The sequence below is a fragment of the Microvirga sesbaniae genome, from assembly GCF_025460805.1.
GTDB lineage: Bacteria > Pseudomonadota > Alphaproteobacteria > Rhizobiales > Beijerinckiaceae > Microvirga > Microvirga sesbaniae.
In genome coordinates, this window is record NZ_JAMXFJ010000015.1 from 80,825 (window position 1) to 95,207 (window position 14,383).

Here is a 14,383-nt window from a genome sequence, read left to right on the forward strand (position 1 = left end):
CATCGGGCCCAAAAGTGCATTCCACTTTTGGGCCCGATGCTCTAGAAGGCAGGCCGTTCGATCCTGATCCCCCGCCGGAGCCGTTCATGTCCGATCCGTCCACGCCCCTCCCCGACGTCCACGTGCAGGCCGAAGTGCTCGTGCAGGCCCTGCCGCACATGCAGCGCTACGACCAGCAGGTGGTCGTGATCAAGTATGGCGGCCACGCCATGGGCGACCGGGCGGCCGCCGAGGACTTCGCCGAGGACGTGGTCCTGCTCGAGCAGTCGGGCATCAAGCCCATCGTGGTCCATGGCGGCGGGCCGCAGATCGGCCGAATGCTCGAGAAGCTCGGCATCAAGTCCGAGTTCAAGGGCGGCCTCCGCGTCACCGATGCGGCCACGGTCGAGGTGGTCGAAATGGTTCTTGCCGGCTCGATCAACAAGCAGATCGTCGGCTGGATCGGGGCCGAGGGCGGCAAGGCGGTCGGGCTGTCGGGCAAGGACGGCAACATGGTCACGGCCCGCAAGGTGACCCGCACGGCGGTCGACCCGGATTCCAACATCGAGAAGGTGGTGGATCTCGGATTCGTCGGCGAGCCGGAACACGTGAACCGGGCGGTGCTGGACCAGGTGCTCCAGGCCGAGCTCATCCCGGTTCTGGCCCCGGTGGCGACCGGACACGACGGCCAGACCTACAACGTGAATGCCGACACCTTCGCCGGAGCCATCGCCGGGGCCCTGACGGCCAAGCGCCTCCTGCTCCTGACGGATGTCCCGGGCGTTCTGGACAAGAACAAGAACCTGATCCCGGAGATGACCATCGAGGATTGCCGCCGCCTGATCGCCGACGGCACGATCACGGACGGCATGATCCCGAAGATCGAGACCTGCATCTACGCCCTGGAAAAGGGCGTCGAGGCGGTCGTCATTCTCGACGGCAAGGTGCCCCACGCGGTGCTCCTGGAACTGTTCACCGACCACGGCGCCGGCACCCTGATCCGGAGGGGGTAAAGCGTCGCCCTTCACGGATCGGCGGAAAACGCCTATATTCCATCAGTGGGGCCGCACGGCCCCATTGTCGTCTTTGGGATCCATGAACGCGAAACCGTCCGCCGAAAACCACCTGTCATCCGCCGGCTCCCGGCCCTTCTCGCATGTGGAGACCTGGGTCTTCGACCTGGACAATACGCTCTATCCGCACACCTCGCGGGTCTGGCCGCAGATCGACCAGCGCATCACCCTCTACATCACCGAGCTGTTCGGGCTCGACGGCCTGTCCGCCCAGGCGCTGCAGAAGTACTTCTATCACAAGTACGGCACGACCCTGAGGGCGCTGATCGACGAGTACGACATCGATCCGCACGATTTTCTCGATTTCGCCCACGACATCGACCATACGGATATCGAGCTGAACCACAGCCTGGGCGAGGCCATCGAGAGGCTGCCGGGCCGCAAGCTCATCCTGACCAACGGCTCGCGCAAGCACGCGGAGAACGTGGCCAGGAAGATCGGCATCCTGGACCATTTCGAGGACGTGTTCGACATCGCGGCCTCGAACTTCGTGCCGAAGCCGGACCGGCGCGCCTACGAGATCTTCCTCGAGAAGCATGGGGTCGAGCCCTCGCGCTCCGCCATGTTCGAGGACATCGCCAAGAACCTGACCGTCCCGCACGAGCTCGGCATGACGACCACGCTCATCGTTCCCAAGACCTTCGATCCGTTCCGGGAACGTTTCGAGCAGGAGGCCGTCCAGACGCCGGACATCGACTACATCACCAACGATCTGGCGGACTTCCTGCGCGCCTACGCGTTGCCGGCGCCATAGAGCCGGGCGTGATCGGCAGTCCTGTCCGACGCCCGGTTCCGGTGATGATGCTGCGATGGTCATCCTCCACGTCATCGCCGGGCTCGTCCCGGTGATCTCGCTTCTGGAGAGCGTGGCGCTTTTCCGCGTCGGGATGGCCGGCACAAGACCGGCCATGACGCGCGGAGGGTGGCGGGACGGGAGAGCGTCACGCCGCGGGCGGATGGCTGACCTGTGCCGATGGCAAAGAGCACCGGCTGCGGGCCTGAGGCGGGATCGCGGGTGGCGCGAGTGGCGGGCCGGCGCGATGGTTGTGGGGTGGGATGGAAGAGCCGGACGGCGCCTCGCGCACGCACCTCACTCTCCACGTCATGGCCGGGCCTGTCTCGGCCATCCCGATCCGAAAAGCGCGGCGTTCCACGTCGTCACCCGCACAAGGCCGGCGATGACGTGGGAGGTGGCCATGGCGGGTGGAAGGTGCCATGACCTGCGGACATGGCCCAACGGGAGGTGGGAGCGGCCGCTTTCATGGGACCGCAAAACGAAAATGGCCTCCGTTCGGAGGCCATTCCCGTTCAACGATCGAGGGCTTACGCAGCCTTCGTGTTGATCTTGCTCTCGGCGATCCGGTTGAGCTTCTGGTCCGTGGACTTTTCCTGATCCAGGATCTGGTGCAGGACGCCGGCGCAATCCTCGCGGCCGAGCTGCTTGGCCCAGGCCACGAGGGTGCCGTAGCGGGTGATCTCGTAGTGTTCGACGGCCTGAGCGGCCGCCAGGAGCGCCGCGTCGAGAACCTGAGGATCGTCGATGTCGCCGGCGATCTCCTGAGCCTCGTCGATGATGCCGTCGATGGCCGGGCAGGTCACGCCCTTCGGATCGTGGCCGTGCATCCGGAACACCTGCTCGACCATCTGGATCTGCTGCTGGGTTTCGCCGAGATGGGTCTGGAACGCCTGCTTCAGCTGCGGGTCGCTCGCCTTCTCGATCATCTCCGGCAGCGCCTTCGTGATCTGCTGCTCGGCGTAGTAGATATCCTGCAGGGTGTGGATGAAGAGATCATCCAACGACTTGATGTCCTTCGACAAAAGGCCCATAGCGCAATCCTTCCCGAGTTCTGAGGTAAGCCTACATGCGAGCGCCATCATCCGCCTGGCGCATCGTTCAGCCTGGGGAGAACGTCGCGGGAGAAAGCCGGTTCCCGGCCTATTCGACGGCGCGCAGATTCCGGCCCTGGAGGCGCAGCCACTCGGCCCGGGCCTCGGCCTCCCCGTCCTCGAACTCGAGGGTCTCGATCTTCTGACCGCGCTTCGCGATCTTGTCGGTCGAGACCCTGATCTGGGTCACGTCCTCCTGCGCCTGCCGGAAATGCGCGTCGAGCTTCGCGACACGGGAATCGAGGCGCACCACGTCCTCGAGGAGCTTCTGCACCTCGACCTGGATCACCCGCGCCTCCTCGCGGATGCGGGCATCGCGGACCAGCGCCTGCATGACCTGGATGGCGAGCGTCAGGAGCGAGGGCGACACGATGACGACCCGGGCGCGGTGGGCCTTCTGGACCACGTCGTCGAAATGCTCGGCGAGGTCCGCATAGATGGATTCCGCCGGGACGAACAGCATCGCGATGTCCTGCGTCTCGCCGGGGATCAGGTATTTCTCCGCAATGTCCCTCACATGGACGAGCATGTCGTTGCGGACCCTGGCGGCCGCGCGGCTGCGGGCCTCGTCGCCCTTGGCCTCGCGGAACAGGGTGAAGCCCTCCAGGGGGAACTTGGCATCGATCACGAGGCCGCGCTCGTCGCCCGGCAGGCGCACGAGGCAATCGGGCCTCGTGCGGTTCGACAGGGTGGCCTGAAACGCGAAGGCGTTGGCCGGCAGCCCGTCACGGACGATCGCCTCCATCCGCCCCTGCCCATAGGCGCCCCGGGTCTGCTTGTTGGACAGGATATCCTTGAGCCCGACGATCTCGCCCGTGAGGCTTGTCAGGTTCTGCTGCGCGGCATCGATCACGGCGAGCCGCTCGTTCAGCCTGGAGAGGTTATCCGTCTGATGGCGCGTGGAGGCCTCCAGGCCCTGCCCGACCCGATGCTGCAAGCCGTCGATCCGCTCCGAGATCATGCGGACGAAATCGCTCTGGCGGGTGCCGAAGACCTCCGCCATGGTGCGCATCCGTCCGGTCATCTCCGACTGGGTGCGGGTGAGCTCGGCGACCTTGTCGTCCATCTCCCGCGCCCGCTCGGCCGCGACGGCGGCTTCCAGCGCCCTCTCCCGCCGGGTGCTCAGGAGAAGCACGGTCACGAGCACGAGCAGAGCGAGGCTCAGACCCGCGATCCCCACGACGATCTGCCCCAGAGTCAGGGATGTCCGGCCGAGGATCAGGACGACGTCGTTCATGGAGCTTAAGGTTCCGGTTGACGGATGCATCCGAACATAAGACGAACGATTTGACCATCCTCGTCCAACCGCTTATCTCCCGCGATCATGAGCATCAGACCCCTCGTCATCATCCCCGATTCCAAGCTCCGCCTGGTTTCCGAGCCCGTTCAGGAAATCACGGGCGAGATCCGCCGGCTGGCGGACGACATGCTGGAGACCATGTACGACGCTCCCGGCGTCGGCCTTGCCGCCATCCAGATCGGCGTGCCGGTGCGCATGGTGACCATGGACGTGTCGAAATCCGAGGACGAGCGCCAGCCGCTGGTGCTCCTCAATCCCGAGATCGTCTGGGCCTCGGAGGAAAAGCGGATTTACGAGGAAGGCTGCCTGTCGATCCCGGAATATTACGAGGAGGTCGAGCGGCCGGACCGGGTGCGGTTCCGCTACATGAACCTCCAGGGCGAGACGATCGAGCAGGATGCGGACGGGCTCCTGGCAACCTGCGTGCAGCACGAGATCGACCACCTCAACGGGGTTCTGTTCATCGATTATCTCTCGAAGCTCAAGCGCGACCGGATCATGACCAAGTTCAAGAAGGCCGCCAAGCGCGAGGCCGGGGCATGAGCCTGCGCGTCGTCTTCATGGGCACGCCCGATTTCGCCGTGCCCACCTTGTCCGAGATCGTCGGCCAGGGCCACGACGTGGTGGCCGTCTATACCCGCCCGCCCGCGGCCGCCGGTCGCGGCATGGAGTTGAAGCCCTCCCCGGTCCACGCGATGGCGGACCGGTTCGGCTTCCCGGTGCTGACGCCGAAGACCCTGCGCACGGACGAGGCCGCCGAGATCTTCCGCAGCCACAATGCCGACGTGGCCGTGGTGGTCGCCTACGGCATGCTGCTGCCGAAGGCCGTCCTGGAGGCGCCTGAGCTGGGCTGCCTCAACCTCCATGCCTCCCTTCTCCCCCGCTGGCGCGGCGCGGCGCCGATCCAGCGCGCGATCATGGCCGGCGACCGGGAGACCGGCGTCGCCGTCATGAGGATGGAGGAGGGTCTCGACACGGGTCCGGTCGCCATGGTCGAGCGGGTGGCGATCGCGCCGGACATGAATGCGGGCGAGCTGCACGACAGGCTCATGGTTCTCGGCGCCGACCTGATGGTGCGGGCTCTCGCGGCCCTGTCCCGTGGCGGCCTGGGCTTCACGCCTCAGCCCGACGAAGGCGTGACCTATGCCCACAAGCTCAGGAACGAGGAAGCTCTGATCGACTGGACGCAGCCCGCCCAGGCGGTGCACGATCACGTCCGCGGGCTCTCGCCTTTTCCGGGGGCCTATTTCACGGCCGATTTCGGCAAGGGTCCGGAACGCGTGAAGGTGTTGCGGGCGACCCTCGCCACAGGGTCGGGTTCGCCCGCGACACTGATCGACCACGATGGTACGATATCCTGTGGCGAAGGGGCGATCCGCCTGATCCAGGTCCAGCGCGCCGGCAAGGGACCCGTGGCTTTCGAGGAGTTCCTGCGCGGGGTAAGGCTTGGTCCGGGCGCCAAATTTGCATGAGGTCCGTCATGGGGATCCGTCTGGAGGAAAGCGCCGATTGGTCTGCCGTCTACGCCATCTATTCCGCGGCGTTCGGACAATCGGCCGAGGCCGATCTCGTCCAGCACATGCATGAGGACGGCGATCTCATCCTGTCCCTGATCGCCCATGGCGACGAGCCGGTCGGGCACATCGCCTATTCCCGGCTGGTCCTGCACGAGATGGCGTCGATCCGAGCGGCGGTCCTCGCCCCACTGGCCGTGGCCCCCTCCTTCCAGAAGCAGGGCATCGGCGCGGCCCTTGTCCGGGGCGGGCTGAAGCGGCTGGCGGACCGCGGCTGCGATCTCGTCCTGGTGCTGGGCGAGCCGCATTACTACGGCCGCTTCGGGTTCGATCCGAAATTGGCCGGGAATCTGCAAACCCCTTATGACGGCCCCTATCTTCAGGCCCTCGCCCTGTCCGACGCGGGGACGGGCGCCCATGGTCCGGTGTCCTATGCCCGGGCCTTCGCAGAGCTGGAATAACATGCCTCGCTACAAGCTTGTCGTCGAATACGACGGCACGCCCTTCACCGGTTGGCAGCATCAGACGAACGGTCTCTCCGTGCAGCAGGCGGTGGAGGATGCGATCGCGCGCTTCGCCGGTTCGTCCGTTCGCGTCCATTGCGCCGGACGAACGGATTCGGGCGTTCACGCCACCCATCAGGTCGTGCATGTGGATCTCGACAAGGAGTGGCGGCCGGACACGGTGCGGGATGCCACCAATTCCCACCTCAGGCCTGCGCCGGTCGCGATCGTCTCGGCCCAGATCGTCCCCGAGACCTTCAACGCCCGCCTGTCCGCCGTGAAGCGCCACTACGTCTACCGCATCCTCAACCGCCGGGCGCCGCCGACTCTGGATGCGACCCGGGTCTGGCACGTGGCCTGGGCGCTCGATGCGGACATGATGCATGAGGCCGCGCAAGAGCTGATCGGACGGCATGATTTCACCACGTTCCGGGCGGCCGAGTGCCAGGCGAACAGCCCGGTCCGGACCCTCGACCGGCTCGACGTGGAGCGGATCGGCGACGAGATCAGGATCTACGCCTCCGCGCGCTCGTTCCTGCACCACCAGGTGCGCTCGATGACGGGCACCCTTGAGCGCGCCGGCGCCGGGCGCTGGTCCGTGGCGGACGTCCGCGCGGCTCTCGACGCACGGGACCGCAGGCGCTGCGGGCCCATGGCGCCGTCCACGGGTCTCTACCTGATCGGGGTCGATTATCCGGACTTAGCCTAGAAGCGTCCGCATCGCCGATCCGACGAAGCCGTTGAGCACGATGCCGAGCACCACGATGCCGAGGGCGGGAAGGCTGGCGAGCCCCAGCGTCGCCTTGGTGGCGAACCATTGCAGCCTCACGATGATGATCGCAAACGCGAGGGCGAACAGGCTGGCGAGCCCGGGCGGCGCCCAGCCGAGCAGCATGAGCATGGCCGGGACGGAGAGCACCAGCATGCCGATGACAGAGATCCAGTTGGTGACGATCACGAAGGGCACATAGGACTTCTCGAGCCGGAACCAGCGGGCGATCCAGATCATGGCGGCCGGCAGGGCGATGAAGCCCGCCACGTGGCCCAGGGCCACCACGAGATCGATCCAGAAGCTGTCGAGAAGGGACCGGTCCGGCTGCAGGAGCCCGAGACGGAGGCGCTCGAAGGCCAGGGACACCACATAGGCCGGCAGTGTCAGCCAGATCGCCATGAAGGAGCGCCAGAAGCCCCGCTCGCTCATGTCGAAGGACTTCAGCCCCTCGGACCTGCTGTTGAGCAGGTCGAGCGTTCCCCTGAACGAGCGGTTGACCTCATCAGCCGTGACGATCATGTGTGGCCCCAATGTTCGAAGGCGGTTGCCCTCGGAAATGGACGGACCTCGCAAAACGTTCCGGCAATTCCTCGACTTTAGTCTAAATAGTCAAGGTTTCCGCCCTGTCTCATGCGGCGAAGTAGGAATCCAGCACCTTGCGGTAAATCGTTGCGAGACGATCCAAGTCGGCCACGGCCACCCGCTCGTCGATCTGGTGCATGGTCTGTCCGACGAGGCCGAACTCGACGACCGGGCAATGTTTCACAATGAAGCGAGCGTCCGACGTGCCGCCCGTGGTGGACAGTTTCGGCTGCGAGCCGGTCGCAGCCTTGATGGCGTCGGCGACGAAGCCCACGAAGTCGTTCGGCGGCGTCAGGAAAGCGACCGCATTGGTCGGCTCGACCGTCAGGGCGTAGCGCACCGTGTTGCCGGCGGCCTCGCGCAGGCGGCGCTCGATGTCCGCCTCCAGGCTGTGCGGGGTCCAGAGGTCGTTGAAGCGGACGTTGAAGGTGGCCCGCGCCTCGGCCGGAATCACGTTGGCCGCCGGGTTGCCCACGTCGACGGTGGTCACCTCCAGGTTCGAGGCGTCGAAATGCTCCGTGCCCCGGTCGAGCGGCTCCTTCAGAAGCCCCTCGAGCAGGCGCATCATCCCGGGGATGGGATTGTCCGCCAGGTGCGGATAGGCCACGTGCCCCTGCTTGCCCTCGACGACGATCCGGCCCGTGAGCGACCCGCGCCGACCGATCTTGATCATGTCGCCGAGCTGGTTCGGATTGGTCGGCTCGCCGAGGATGCAATGGTCGAACCGCTCGCCGCGGCCCTTCGCCCATTCGAGGAGCTTCACCGTGCCGTTGACGGCCGGCCCCTCCTCGTCTCCCGTGATCAGGAAGCCGATGGAGCCCGTGAAGTCCGGGTTCGCCCGGATGAAATCGAGCGCCGCCGCCATCATGCAGGCGATGCCGCCTTTCATGTCGACCGCGCCGCGCCCATAGAGCTCGCCGCCGTGGATCTCGCCGCCGAACGGATCGTATTGCCACCGGCTCGCATCGCCGGGCGGCACCACGTCGGTATGTCCGGCGAAGAGCAGATAGGGCTCACCCGTGCCGTAGCGGGCATAGAGGTTTTCCACATCCGGCGTCCCGGGTTCGGAGAACACCGGACGATGGACCTCGAAGCCCGCCTCCTTGAGCACGCCTTCGATGAAGGCGAGCGCCCCGCCCTCCTCCGGAGTCACGGAGGGGCAACGGAGGAGCGATTGGGCCAGGGACAGCGGCGAGCGTTCCATCGGATCAGTCCCGCAACAGCTCGTTGATCCCCGTCTTGGCCCGGGTCTGCGCGTCGACGCGCTTCACGATCACCGCGCAATAGAGGGATGGGCCCGGGGTGCCGTCCGGGAGCGGCTTGCCGGGCAGCGAGCCTGGAACGACGACCGAATACGGCGGCACGCGGCCGACGAAGACCTCGCCGGTGGTGCGGTCGATGATCTTGGTCGAGGCCGAGATGAACACGCCCATGGAGAGCACCGAGCCCTCGCCCACGATCACGCCTTCCACCACCTCGGAGCGGGCCCCGATGAAGCAGTTGTCCTCGATGATGGTCGGATTGGCCTGGAGCGGCTCCAGCACGCCGCCGATCCCGACACCGCCGGAGAGGTGCACGTTCTTGCCGATCTGCGCGCAGGAGCCGACCGTCGCCCAGGTGTCGACCATGGTGCCCTCGTCCACATAGGCGCCGAGATTGACGAAGGACGGCATCAGCACCACGCCGGGCGCCACATAGGCGCCGCGGCGCACGGTGCAGTTCGGAACGGCCCGGAAGCCCGCCGCCTTGAACTCGGCCTCGGACCAGCCGTCGAACTTGGACGGCACCTTGTCCCACCAGACCGCGTTGCCGGGGCCGCCCTTGATGATGCCCATGTCGTTGAGGCGGAAGGACAGAAGCACCGCCTTCTTCAGCCATTGATGCACCTGCCACTCGCCGCCGGTCTTCTCGGCCACCCGGGCCTTGCCGGAATCGAGAAGGTTCATCGATTCCTCGACGGCCTCGCGCACGGCGCCCGTGGTGGACGGGCTCACATGGGCCCGGTCCTCCCAGGCGGCGTCGATGGTACGGGCGAGATCAGCGGCGGACATGGGCAACTCGGGGCAAGGGGTTTCGTTGCCGCCTGATTAGCAACGGCGCCCGCACCTGTCACGTCATCATATGCCGCTCACGTGAGAGCCGACATTGTCCGGCCGCCGGGGATGACACCCTCTCACGTCATGGCCGGACTTGTTCCGGCCATCCCGATGAGGAAAAACGCAGCGTCTCAATCGATCGAGATCACCGGCACGGGGCCGGTGATGACATTGGGGACGATTCAGGCTCGCCTCAGAACGACGTGCGCTGCCGGATCGCCGCCGAGAGCGTGCCCTCGTCGAGATAGTCGAGCTCGCCGCCGACCGGCACCCCGTGGGCGAGCTTCGTGACCTTCACGGGCAGATGCGCGAGAAGCTCGGTGATGTAATGGGCCGTGGTCTGGCCGTCCACGGTGGCATTCAGGGCCAGGATGACCTCCGAGACGCCGGGCTCCGAGGCCCGGGCGACGAGGCGCTCCAGGTTCAGGTGCTCGGGCCGCACGCCGTCCAGCGGCGAGAGGACGCCGCCGAGCACGTGGTAGCGGGCGTTGATCGCCCCGGAACGCTCCAGCGCCCAGAGATCCGACACATCCTCCACGACCACCAGGATGGAGGGATCGCGCTTGGCGTCCCGGCAGATGGTGCAGGGATCCGACGTATCGACGTTGCCGCAGGACGAGCACACGACGATGCGCTCGTTGGCGATGCGCATGGCATCGCTCAGCGGGTTGAGCAGCGTCTCGCGCTTCTTGATGAGATGGAGCGCCGCGCGCCTGGCGGAGCGCGGCCCCAGGCCCGGGAGACGGGCGAGGAGCTGGATCAGGCGCTCGATCTCAGGACCGGCAACGTGCTGGGCCATTCAGGTTCTCTTCGTTGTATCGCATCGCCCGATGCGAAGAGCCGGCATCCGCGTCTTCGCGCGATGCTCTGCTCAGAACAGCTTCAGGCCGGGCGGCAGGGGCAGGCCCTTGGTAAGGCTCTCCATGCGTTCCTGGGCGGCCCGGTCGGCCTTGCCGCGGGCATCGTTCATGGCCGCCACGATGAGATCCTCCAGGATCTCCTTCTCGTCGGGGTTCATGAGCGAGGGATCGATATTGATCGACTTGAGGCTGCCCTTGCCGGTGACCTTCACGGTCACGACGCCGCCGCCGGCGGTGCCGTCGACCTCGAGGGTGTCGAGCTCGGCCTGGGCGTCCTGCAGCTTCTGCTGCATGGCCTGAGCCTGCTTCATCAGTCCCATGATGTCCTTCATGACCGTATCCTCGCGTTAGAACAGATCGTCGTCTTCTTCGGTCTCGTGGGCGGCCAGGGCATCGGCCTCGCCGAGGATCTCCGTTTCCGCATCCTCGCCGGCCTTCTCCGCCCGCTCGATCACGTTCACGATCTGCGCGCCGGGAAACTTCGTCAGCACCGCCTGGACCAGGGGATGGTTGGCCGCGCCCTCGCGGCGTTCGCGCTCCGCCGCGACCGCCTTCTCGTGCAGGGTCTGGCCGCCGTCCTCGGACGACAGGGCCACCATCCAGCGCTCGCCCGTCCATTGCTGGAGCGCGCGGGTGAGGTCGTTGGCGATGGTGCGGCTGCCGGTCTCGGTGAGGCTGAGCTCGATGCGCCCCTCCTCGAAGCGCACGAGGCGCACGTCCCGTTCGAGCTGCGCCTTGAGCACGATCTCGCGCTTCTCGCCGGCGAGCGCCACCACGTCCTCGAACCGGCGAAGCCGCATGGTCGGCTCGGTCTGCGCAGCCTGCGGGCGCGGCTGCGGGTGCGGCTGGGACGTGGCCAGCGCCATGGAGCCGGAGGTGGCGGGACCGGACGGCCTGGGTGCCGGCGGGGACGGGCCGCCTGCGGGAACGGGCGCGCCGTCCTTGAGGGCGCGCAGGGCCTCGTCGGGCGTCGGCAGGTCGGCCGCATAGGCGAGGCGCACGATCACCATCTCGGCGGCCGCGATGGGACGGTTCGACGCCTGCACCTCGGGAATGCCCTTCAGGAGGATCTGCCAGGCGCGGGACAGGGTGCGCACCGAGAGCTTCCGGGCGTAATCCATGCCGCGGGTCCGCTCGATCTCGGAGAGAGCGGGATCCTTGGCCGCCTCGGCGATCAGCTTGAGCCGGGTGACCACGTGCGAGAAGGCCGCGAGATCGGACAGGATCACGGCCGGATCGGCGCCCGCATCGTATTGCGCGCGCAGCCCCGCGAAGGCCGCCGGCACGTCGCCGCGCATCACGGCCTCGAACAGGTCGATGACCTGGGTGCGGTCCGCCAGACCCAGCATGTCGCGCACGGTGTCGGGCGTCACCACGCCGGCCCCGTGGGCGATCGCCTGGTCCATGAGCGAGAGCGAATCGCGCGCCGAGCCTTCCGCCGCGCGGGCGATGGCGGCAAGCGCCTCCGGGTCCGCCTGCACGGCCTCGGCGGCGCAGATGCGGCCCAGATGGGCCACGAGCTTGTCGGCCTCGATGCGGCGCAGGTCGAAGCGCTGGCAGCGGGACAGGATCGTGACCGGAACCTTGCGGATCTCCGTGGTGGCGAAGATGAATTTCGCGTGCGGCGGCGGCTCCTCGAGCGTCTTCAGGAAGGCGTTGAACGCCTTCTCGGAGAGCATGTGGACCTCGTCGATGATGTAGACCTTGTAGCGCGCCGAGACCGGCGAATAGCGGATGCCGTCGATGATCTGGCGGACGTCGTCGATGCCCGTATGCGAGGCCGCGTCCATCTCCAGCACGTCCACGTGCCGCGATTCCATGATCGCCTGGCAGTGGACGCCGAACTCCGGCATGTGGATGGTGGGCGCGCCGGAACCGTCCTGCCTCTGGTAGTTGAGGCCGCGGGCCAGGATGCGGGCCGTGGTGGTCTTGCCGACGCCGCGGACGCCGGTCAGCATCCAGGCCTGCGGGATGCGCCCGGTCTCGAAGGCGTTCGAGAGGGTGCGCACCATCGCCTCCTGGCCGATCAGGTCGTCGAAGGTCTTGGGGCGGTATTTGCGGGCAAGGACGCGATAGGGGGAAGCCGGCGCCGTGGAAGCAGCCGCGGGAGCGGGCGCGGCGGGGAAGCCCGGCAGGGCCGGCTCGTCATTCAGGGGCGTGCCGGCTGTGGTATCGTCCATCGACTGCAAGGCTTCGGAGAAATTTTTATGGGTGGGAGGCTGGACGAAGACCCGTTCGGTCTCGTTAGGGCTGCTTCCTTCCGGACCTGACCCGGTTGGCGAGTGAGACGTCCCTCGCCAACCTCCCACCGGCTATATGGGCGTATCGGCGGCGAAACGCAAGTTGGAAACGAGGCCCCAGGTCCGGTCATCCCCGCTCTCCACCGGGCGCTTCCGGACGGAGCCGAGGAACCAGGCTGACACGAAGCCGCGGGCTCGGTTACATAGCCCCATGACATTCACGCTCGATTCCCGCCTCGCAGGCGACACCATCCCGGTCGGGGACCTCTCCCTCTCGTCGGTCCTGCTTCTGAACGACGCACGCTTTCCCTGGTTCGTGCTGGTGCCGCGCATCCCGGGGGCGAGCGAGCTCACGGACCTGTCGGAGGAGCAAGCCGTCCAGCTGATGCAGGAGATCCGCATCGCCACCCGGGTCACGCTCGAACTCTCCAAACCCGACAAGGTGAACGTGGGAGCGCTGGGCAACATCGTGACGCAGCTTCACGTGCATGTGGTCGGGCGCTTCCGCTCCGATCCCGCCTGGCCAGGTCCCGTCTGGGGCCATGGCGCCCGCACGCCCTATCCCGACCACGCGGCGAGCGCCCTGATCGAGCGCGCCGCCACCCTCTTCGCGGCGGCCTGATCCCATGACCCGACCCATCGCCTATATCTCGAACTCGCTCGTCCGCCACAGCGCCGAGCGGGACCCGGACGCCCTCGCCAAGGCGGCGCGCGATCCGCGCACCGCCATGATCCTCCTGGCGGGCGACCTGCCGGTCCTCCAGGCCGGCGAACCGGGCACGAGCCTTCTGCCGGCCTCGGTCCTGAGCCGCCTCCCGGCCCATCAGGAGCAGGTTTTTCTCGGAATTCTCGGCGAGCGACCGGTGGTCGCGACCCTGGCCGCGCCGGAGGCAGCCGAGCCGTTCCAGGACGATCCTGCCTTCGCGGTCGTGGATCTGCGCTCCATCGCGGTGCGCGGTCTCGTGCCGGCGGAGGAGCTCGGAATGCTCGCCATGGCGAAGTCCCTGCTCGACTGGCACCGGCGCCACCGGTTCTGCGCCAATTGCGGGGCGCCGACGCAACCGGCCCAGGCGGGCTTCCGACGCGACTGCGCGGCCTGCGGGGCCCAGCATTTCCCCCGCACCGACCCGGTGGTGATCATGCTGATCACCCGGGGCGACAAGTGCCTCATGGGCCGCCAGCCGCGCTTCGCCGAGAAGATGTATTCCTGCCTGGCGGGCTTTCTGGAGCCGGGCGAGACCATCGAGGATGCGGTCCGGCGGGAGACGTTCGAGGAGGCCGGCATCCGGGTGGGCGCCGTGCGCTACCTGACGTCCCAGCCCTGGCCCTTTCCGTCCAACATCATGATCGGCTGCATCGGCGAGGCGCTCACCGACGAGATCGCCTTCGACGGCGAGGAGCTCGAGGATGCCCGCTGGTTCTCCAAGGACGACGTGAGGCTGATGCTGGAGGGCCGGCACGAGCACTTCGCCGCGCCCGCCCCCATCGCGATCGCGAACCACATCGTCCGGGAATGGGTGAAGGACTGACGAGCCGCGCACCGCTCCGGACGGCCACTCTCCGCCCGTCGTCACCGG

At 67.1% G+C, this 14,383-nt stretch carries 15 protein-coding genes, 1 other RNA gene and 1 pseudogene; 8 read left to right on the forward strand and 9 right to left on the reverse strand.

The features are described 5' to 3' along the window. Positions 1-86: 86 nt before the first annotated feature. Positions 87-992, forward strand: coding sequence for an acetylglutamate kinase (gene argB, locus OCW50_RS19860; protein ID WP_210807925.1), 906 nt, complete (start codon positions 87-89; stop codon positions 990-992). An 82-nt stretch (positions 993-1,074) separates the two neighbouring features. After that, positions 1,075-1,806, forward strand: a complete 732-nt coding sequence (locus tag OCW50_RS19865) for a pyrimidine 5'-nucleotidase (RefSeq protein ID WP_262269775.1) — start codon at positions 1,075-1,077, stop codon at positions 1,804-1,806. Between the two features lie 569 nt (positions 1,807-2,375). On the opposite strand, the gene OCW50_RS19870 is transcribed toward OCW50_RS19865, so the two are convergent. After that, entirely contained in the window at positions 2,376-2,879 is a 504-nt protein-coding gene (locus OCW50_RS19870) for a YciE/YciF ferroxidase family protein (RefSeq protein ID WP_173948416.1), read from the reverse strand. Between the two features lie 47 nt (positions 2,880-2,926). Next, a pseudogene (locus tag OCW50_RS19875) lies at positions 2,927-4,176 on the reverse strand (DNA recombination protein RmuC). An 87-nt stretch (positions 4,177-4,263) separates the two neighbouring features. Here OCW50_RS19875 and def point away from each other — a divergent pair. From def to truA, 4 genes are read left to right on the forward strand one after another with little or no spacing between them, the layout of a single operon-like run. Continuing rightward, positions 4,264-4,782, forward strand: a complete 519-nt coding sequence (def, locus tag OCW50_RS19880) for a peptide deformylase (protein WP_262298672.1) — start codon at positions 4,264-4,266, stop codon at positions 4,780-4,782. Next, positions 4,779-5,711, forward strand: coding sequence for a methionyl-tRNA formyltransferase (fmt, locus tag OCW50_RS19885; protein ID WP_262298673.1), 933 nt, complete (start codon positions 4,779-4,781; stop codon positions 5,709-5,711). Before def ends, fmt begins: the two co-directional genes overlap by 4 nt. 8 nt (positions 5,712-5,719) lie before the next feature. Continuing rightward, a complete protein-coding gene (locus tag OCW50_RS19890) occupies positions 5,720-6,214 on the forward strand; it encodes a GNAT family N-acetyltransferase (RefSeq protein WP_262298674.1) in 495 nt (164 codons plus the stop codon). A gap of 1 nt (position 6,215) precedes the next feature. Further along, entirely contained in the window at positions 6,216-6,965 is a 750-nt protein-coding gene (truA, locus tag OCW50_RS19895; protein WP_262298675.1) for a tRNA pseudouridine(38-40) synthase TruA, read from the forward strand. Here truA and OCW50_RS19900 read toward each other — a convergent pair. The 7 genes from OCW50_RS19900 to ffs form a co-directional block, all read right to left on the reverse strand. Further along, the gene (locus tag OCW50_RS19900) at positions 6,957-7,547 is read right to left on the reverse strand and encodes a hypothetical protein (protein ID WP_262298676.1); all 591 of its coding nucleotides are present in this window, start codon (positions 7,545-7,547) and stop codon (positions 6,957-6,959) included. The two genes, truA and OCW50_RS19900, sit on opposite strands and share 9 nt — an antisense overlap. Before the next feature lie 109 nt (positions 7,548-7,656). Next, the gene (gene dapE, locus OCW50_RS19905) at positions 7,657-8,814 is read right to left on the reverse strand and encodes a succinyl-diaminopimelate desuccinylase (protein WP_262298677.1); all 1,158 of its coding nucleotides are present in this window, start codon (positions 8,812-8,814) and stop codon (positions 7,657-7,659) included. A 4-nt stretch (positions 8,815-8,818) separates the two neighbouring features. Beyond that, entirely contained in the window at positions 8,819-9,661 is an 843-nt protein-coding gene (dapD, locus tag OCW50_RS19910; protein WP_262298678.1) for a 2,3,4,5-tetrahydropyridine-2,6-dicarboxylate N-succinyltransferase, read from the reverse strand. A gap of 238 nt (positions 9,662-9,899) precedes the next feature. Continuing rightward, positions 9,900-10,505 carry a recombination mediator RecR gene (gene recR, locus OCW50_RS19915; RefSeq protein WP_262298679.1) on the reverse strand — a complete coding sequence of 202 codons (606 nt, stop codon included), beginning with the start codon at positions 10,503-10,505 and terminating at the stop codon, positions 9,900-9,902. A gap of 72 nt (positions 10,506-10,577) precedes the next feature. Beyond that, positions 10,578-10,898, reverse strand: coding sequence for a YbaB/EbfC family nucleoid-associated protein (locus OCW50_RS19920; protein WP_210811983.1), 321 nt, complete (start codon positions 10,896-10,898; stop codon positions 10,578-10,580). 15 nt (positions 10,899-10,913) lie between these two features. Then, a complete protein-coding gene (locus OCW50_RS19925; protein ID WP_262298680.1) occupies positions 10,914-12,746 on the reverse strand; it encodes a DNA polymerase III subunit gamma/tau in 1,833 nt (610 codons plus the stop codon). A 30-nt stretch (positions 12,747-12,776) separates the two neighbouring features. Then, positions 12,777-12,873: signal recognition particle sRNA small type (gene ffs / locus OCW50_RS19930), an RNA gene on the reverse strand. A 144-nt stretch (positions 12,874-13,017) separates the two neighbouring features. Between ffs and OCW50_RS19935 the strand changes: the two genes are divergently transcribed. Beyond that, positions 13,018-13,428: an HIT family protein gene (locus tag OCW50_RS19935; protein WP_262298681.1), complete on the forward strand. Its 411-nt coding sequence runs from the start codon at positions 13,018-13,020 to the stop codon at positions 13,426-13,428. Positions 13,429-13,432: 4 nt separating this feature from the next. Beyond that, positions 13,433-14,335 carry an NAD(+) diphosphatase gene (gene nudC / locus OCW50_RS19940; RefSeq protein WP_262298682.1) on the forward strand — a complete coding sequence of 301 codons (903 nt, stop codon included), beginning with the start codon at positions 13,433-13,435 and terminating at the stop codon, positions 14,333-14,335. The last annotated feature ends 48 nt before the right edge of the window (positions 14,336-14,383 follow it).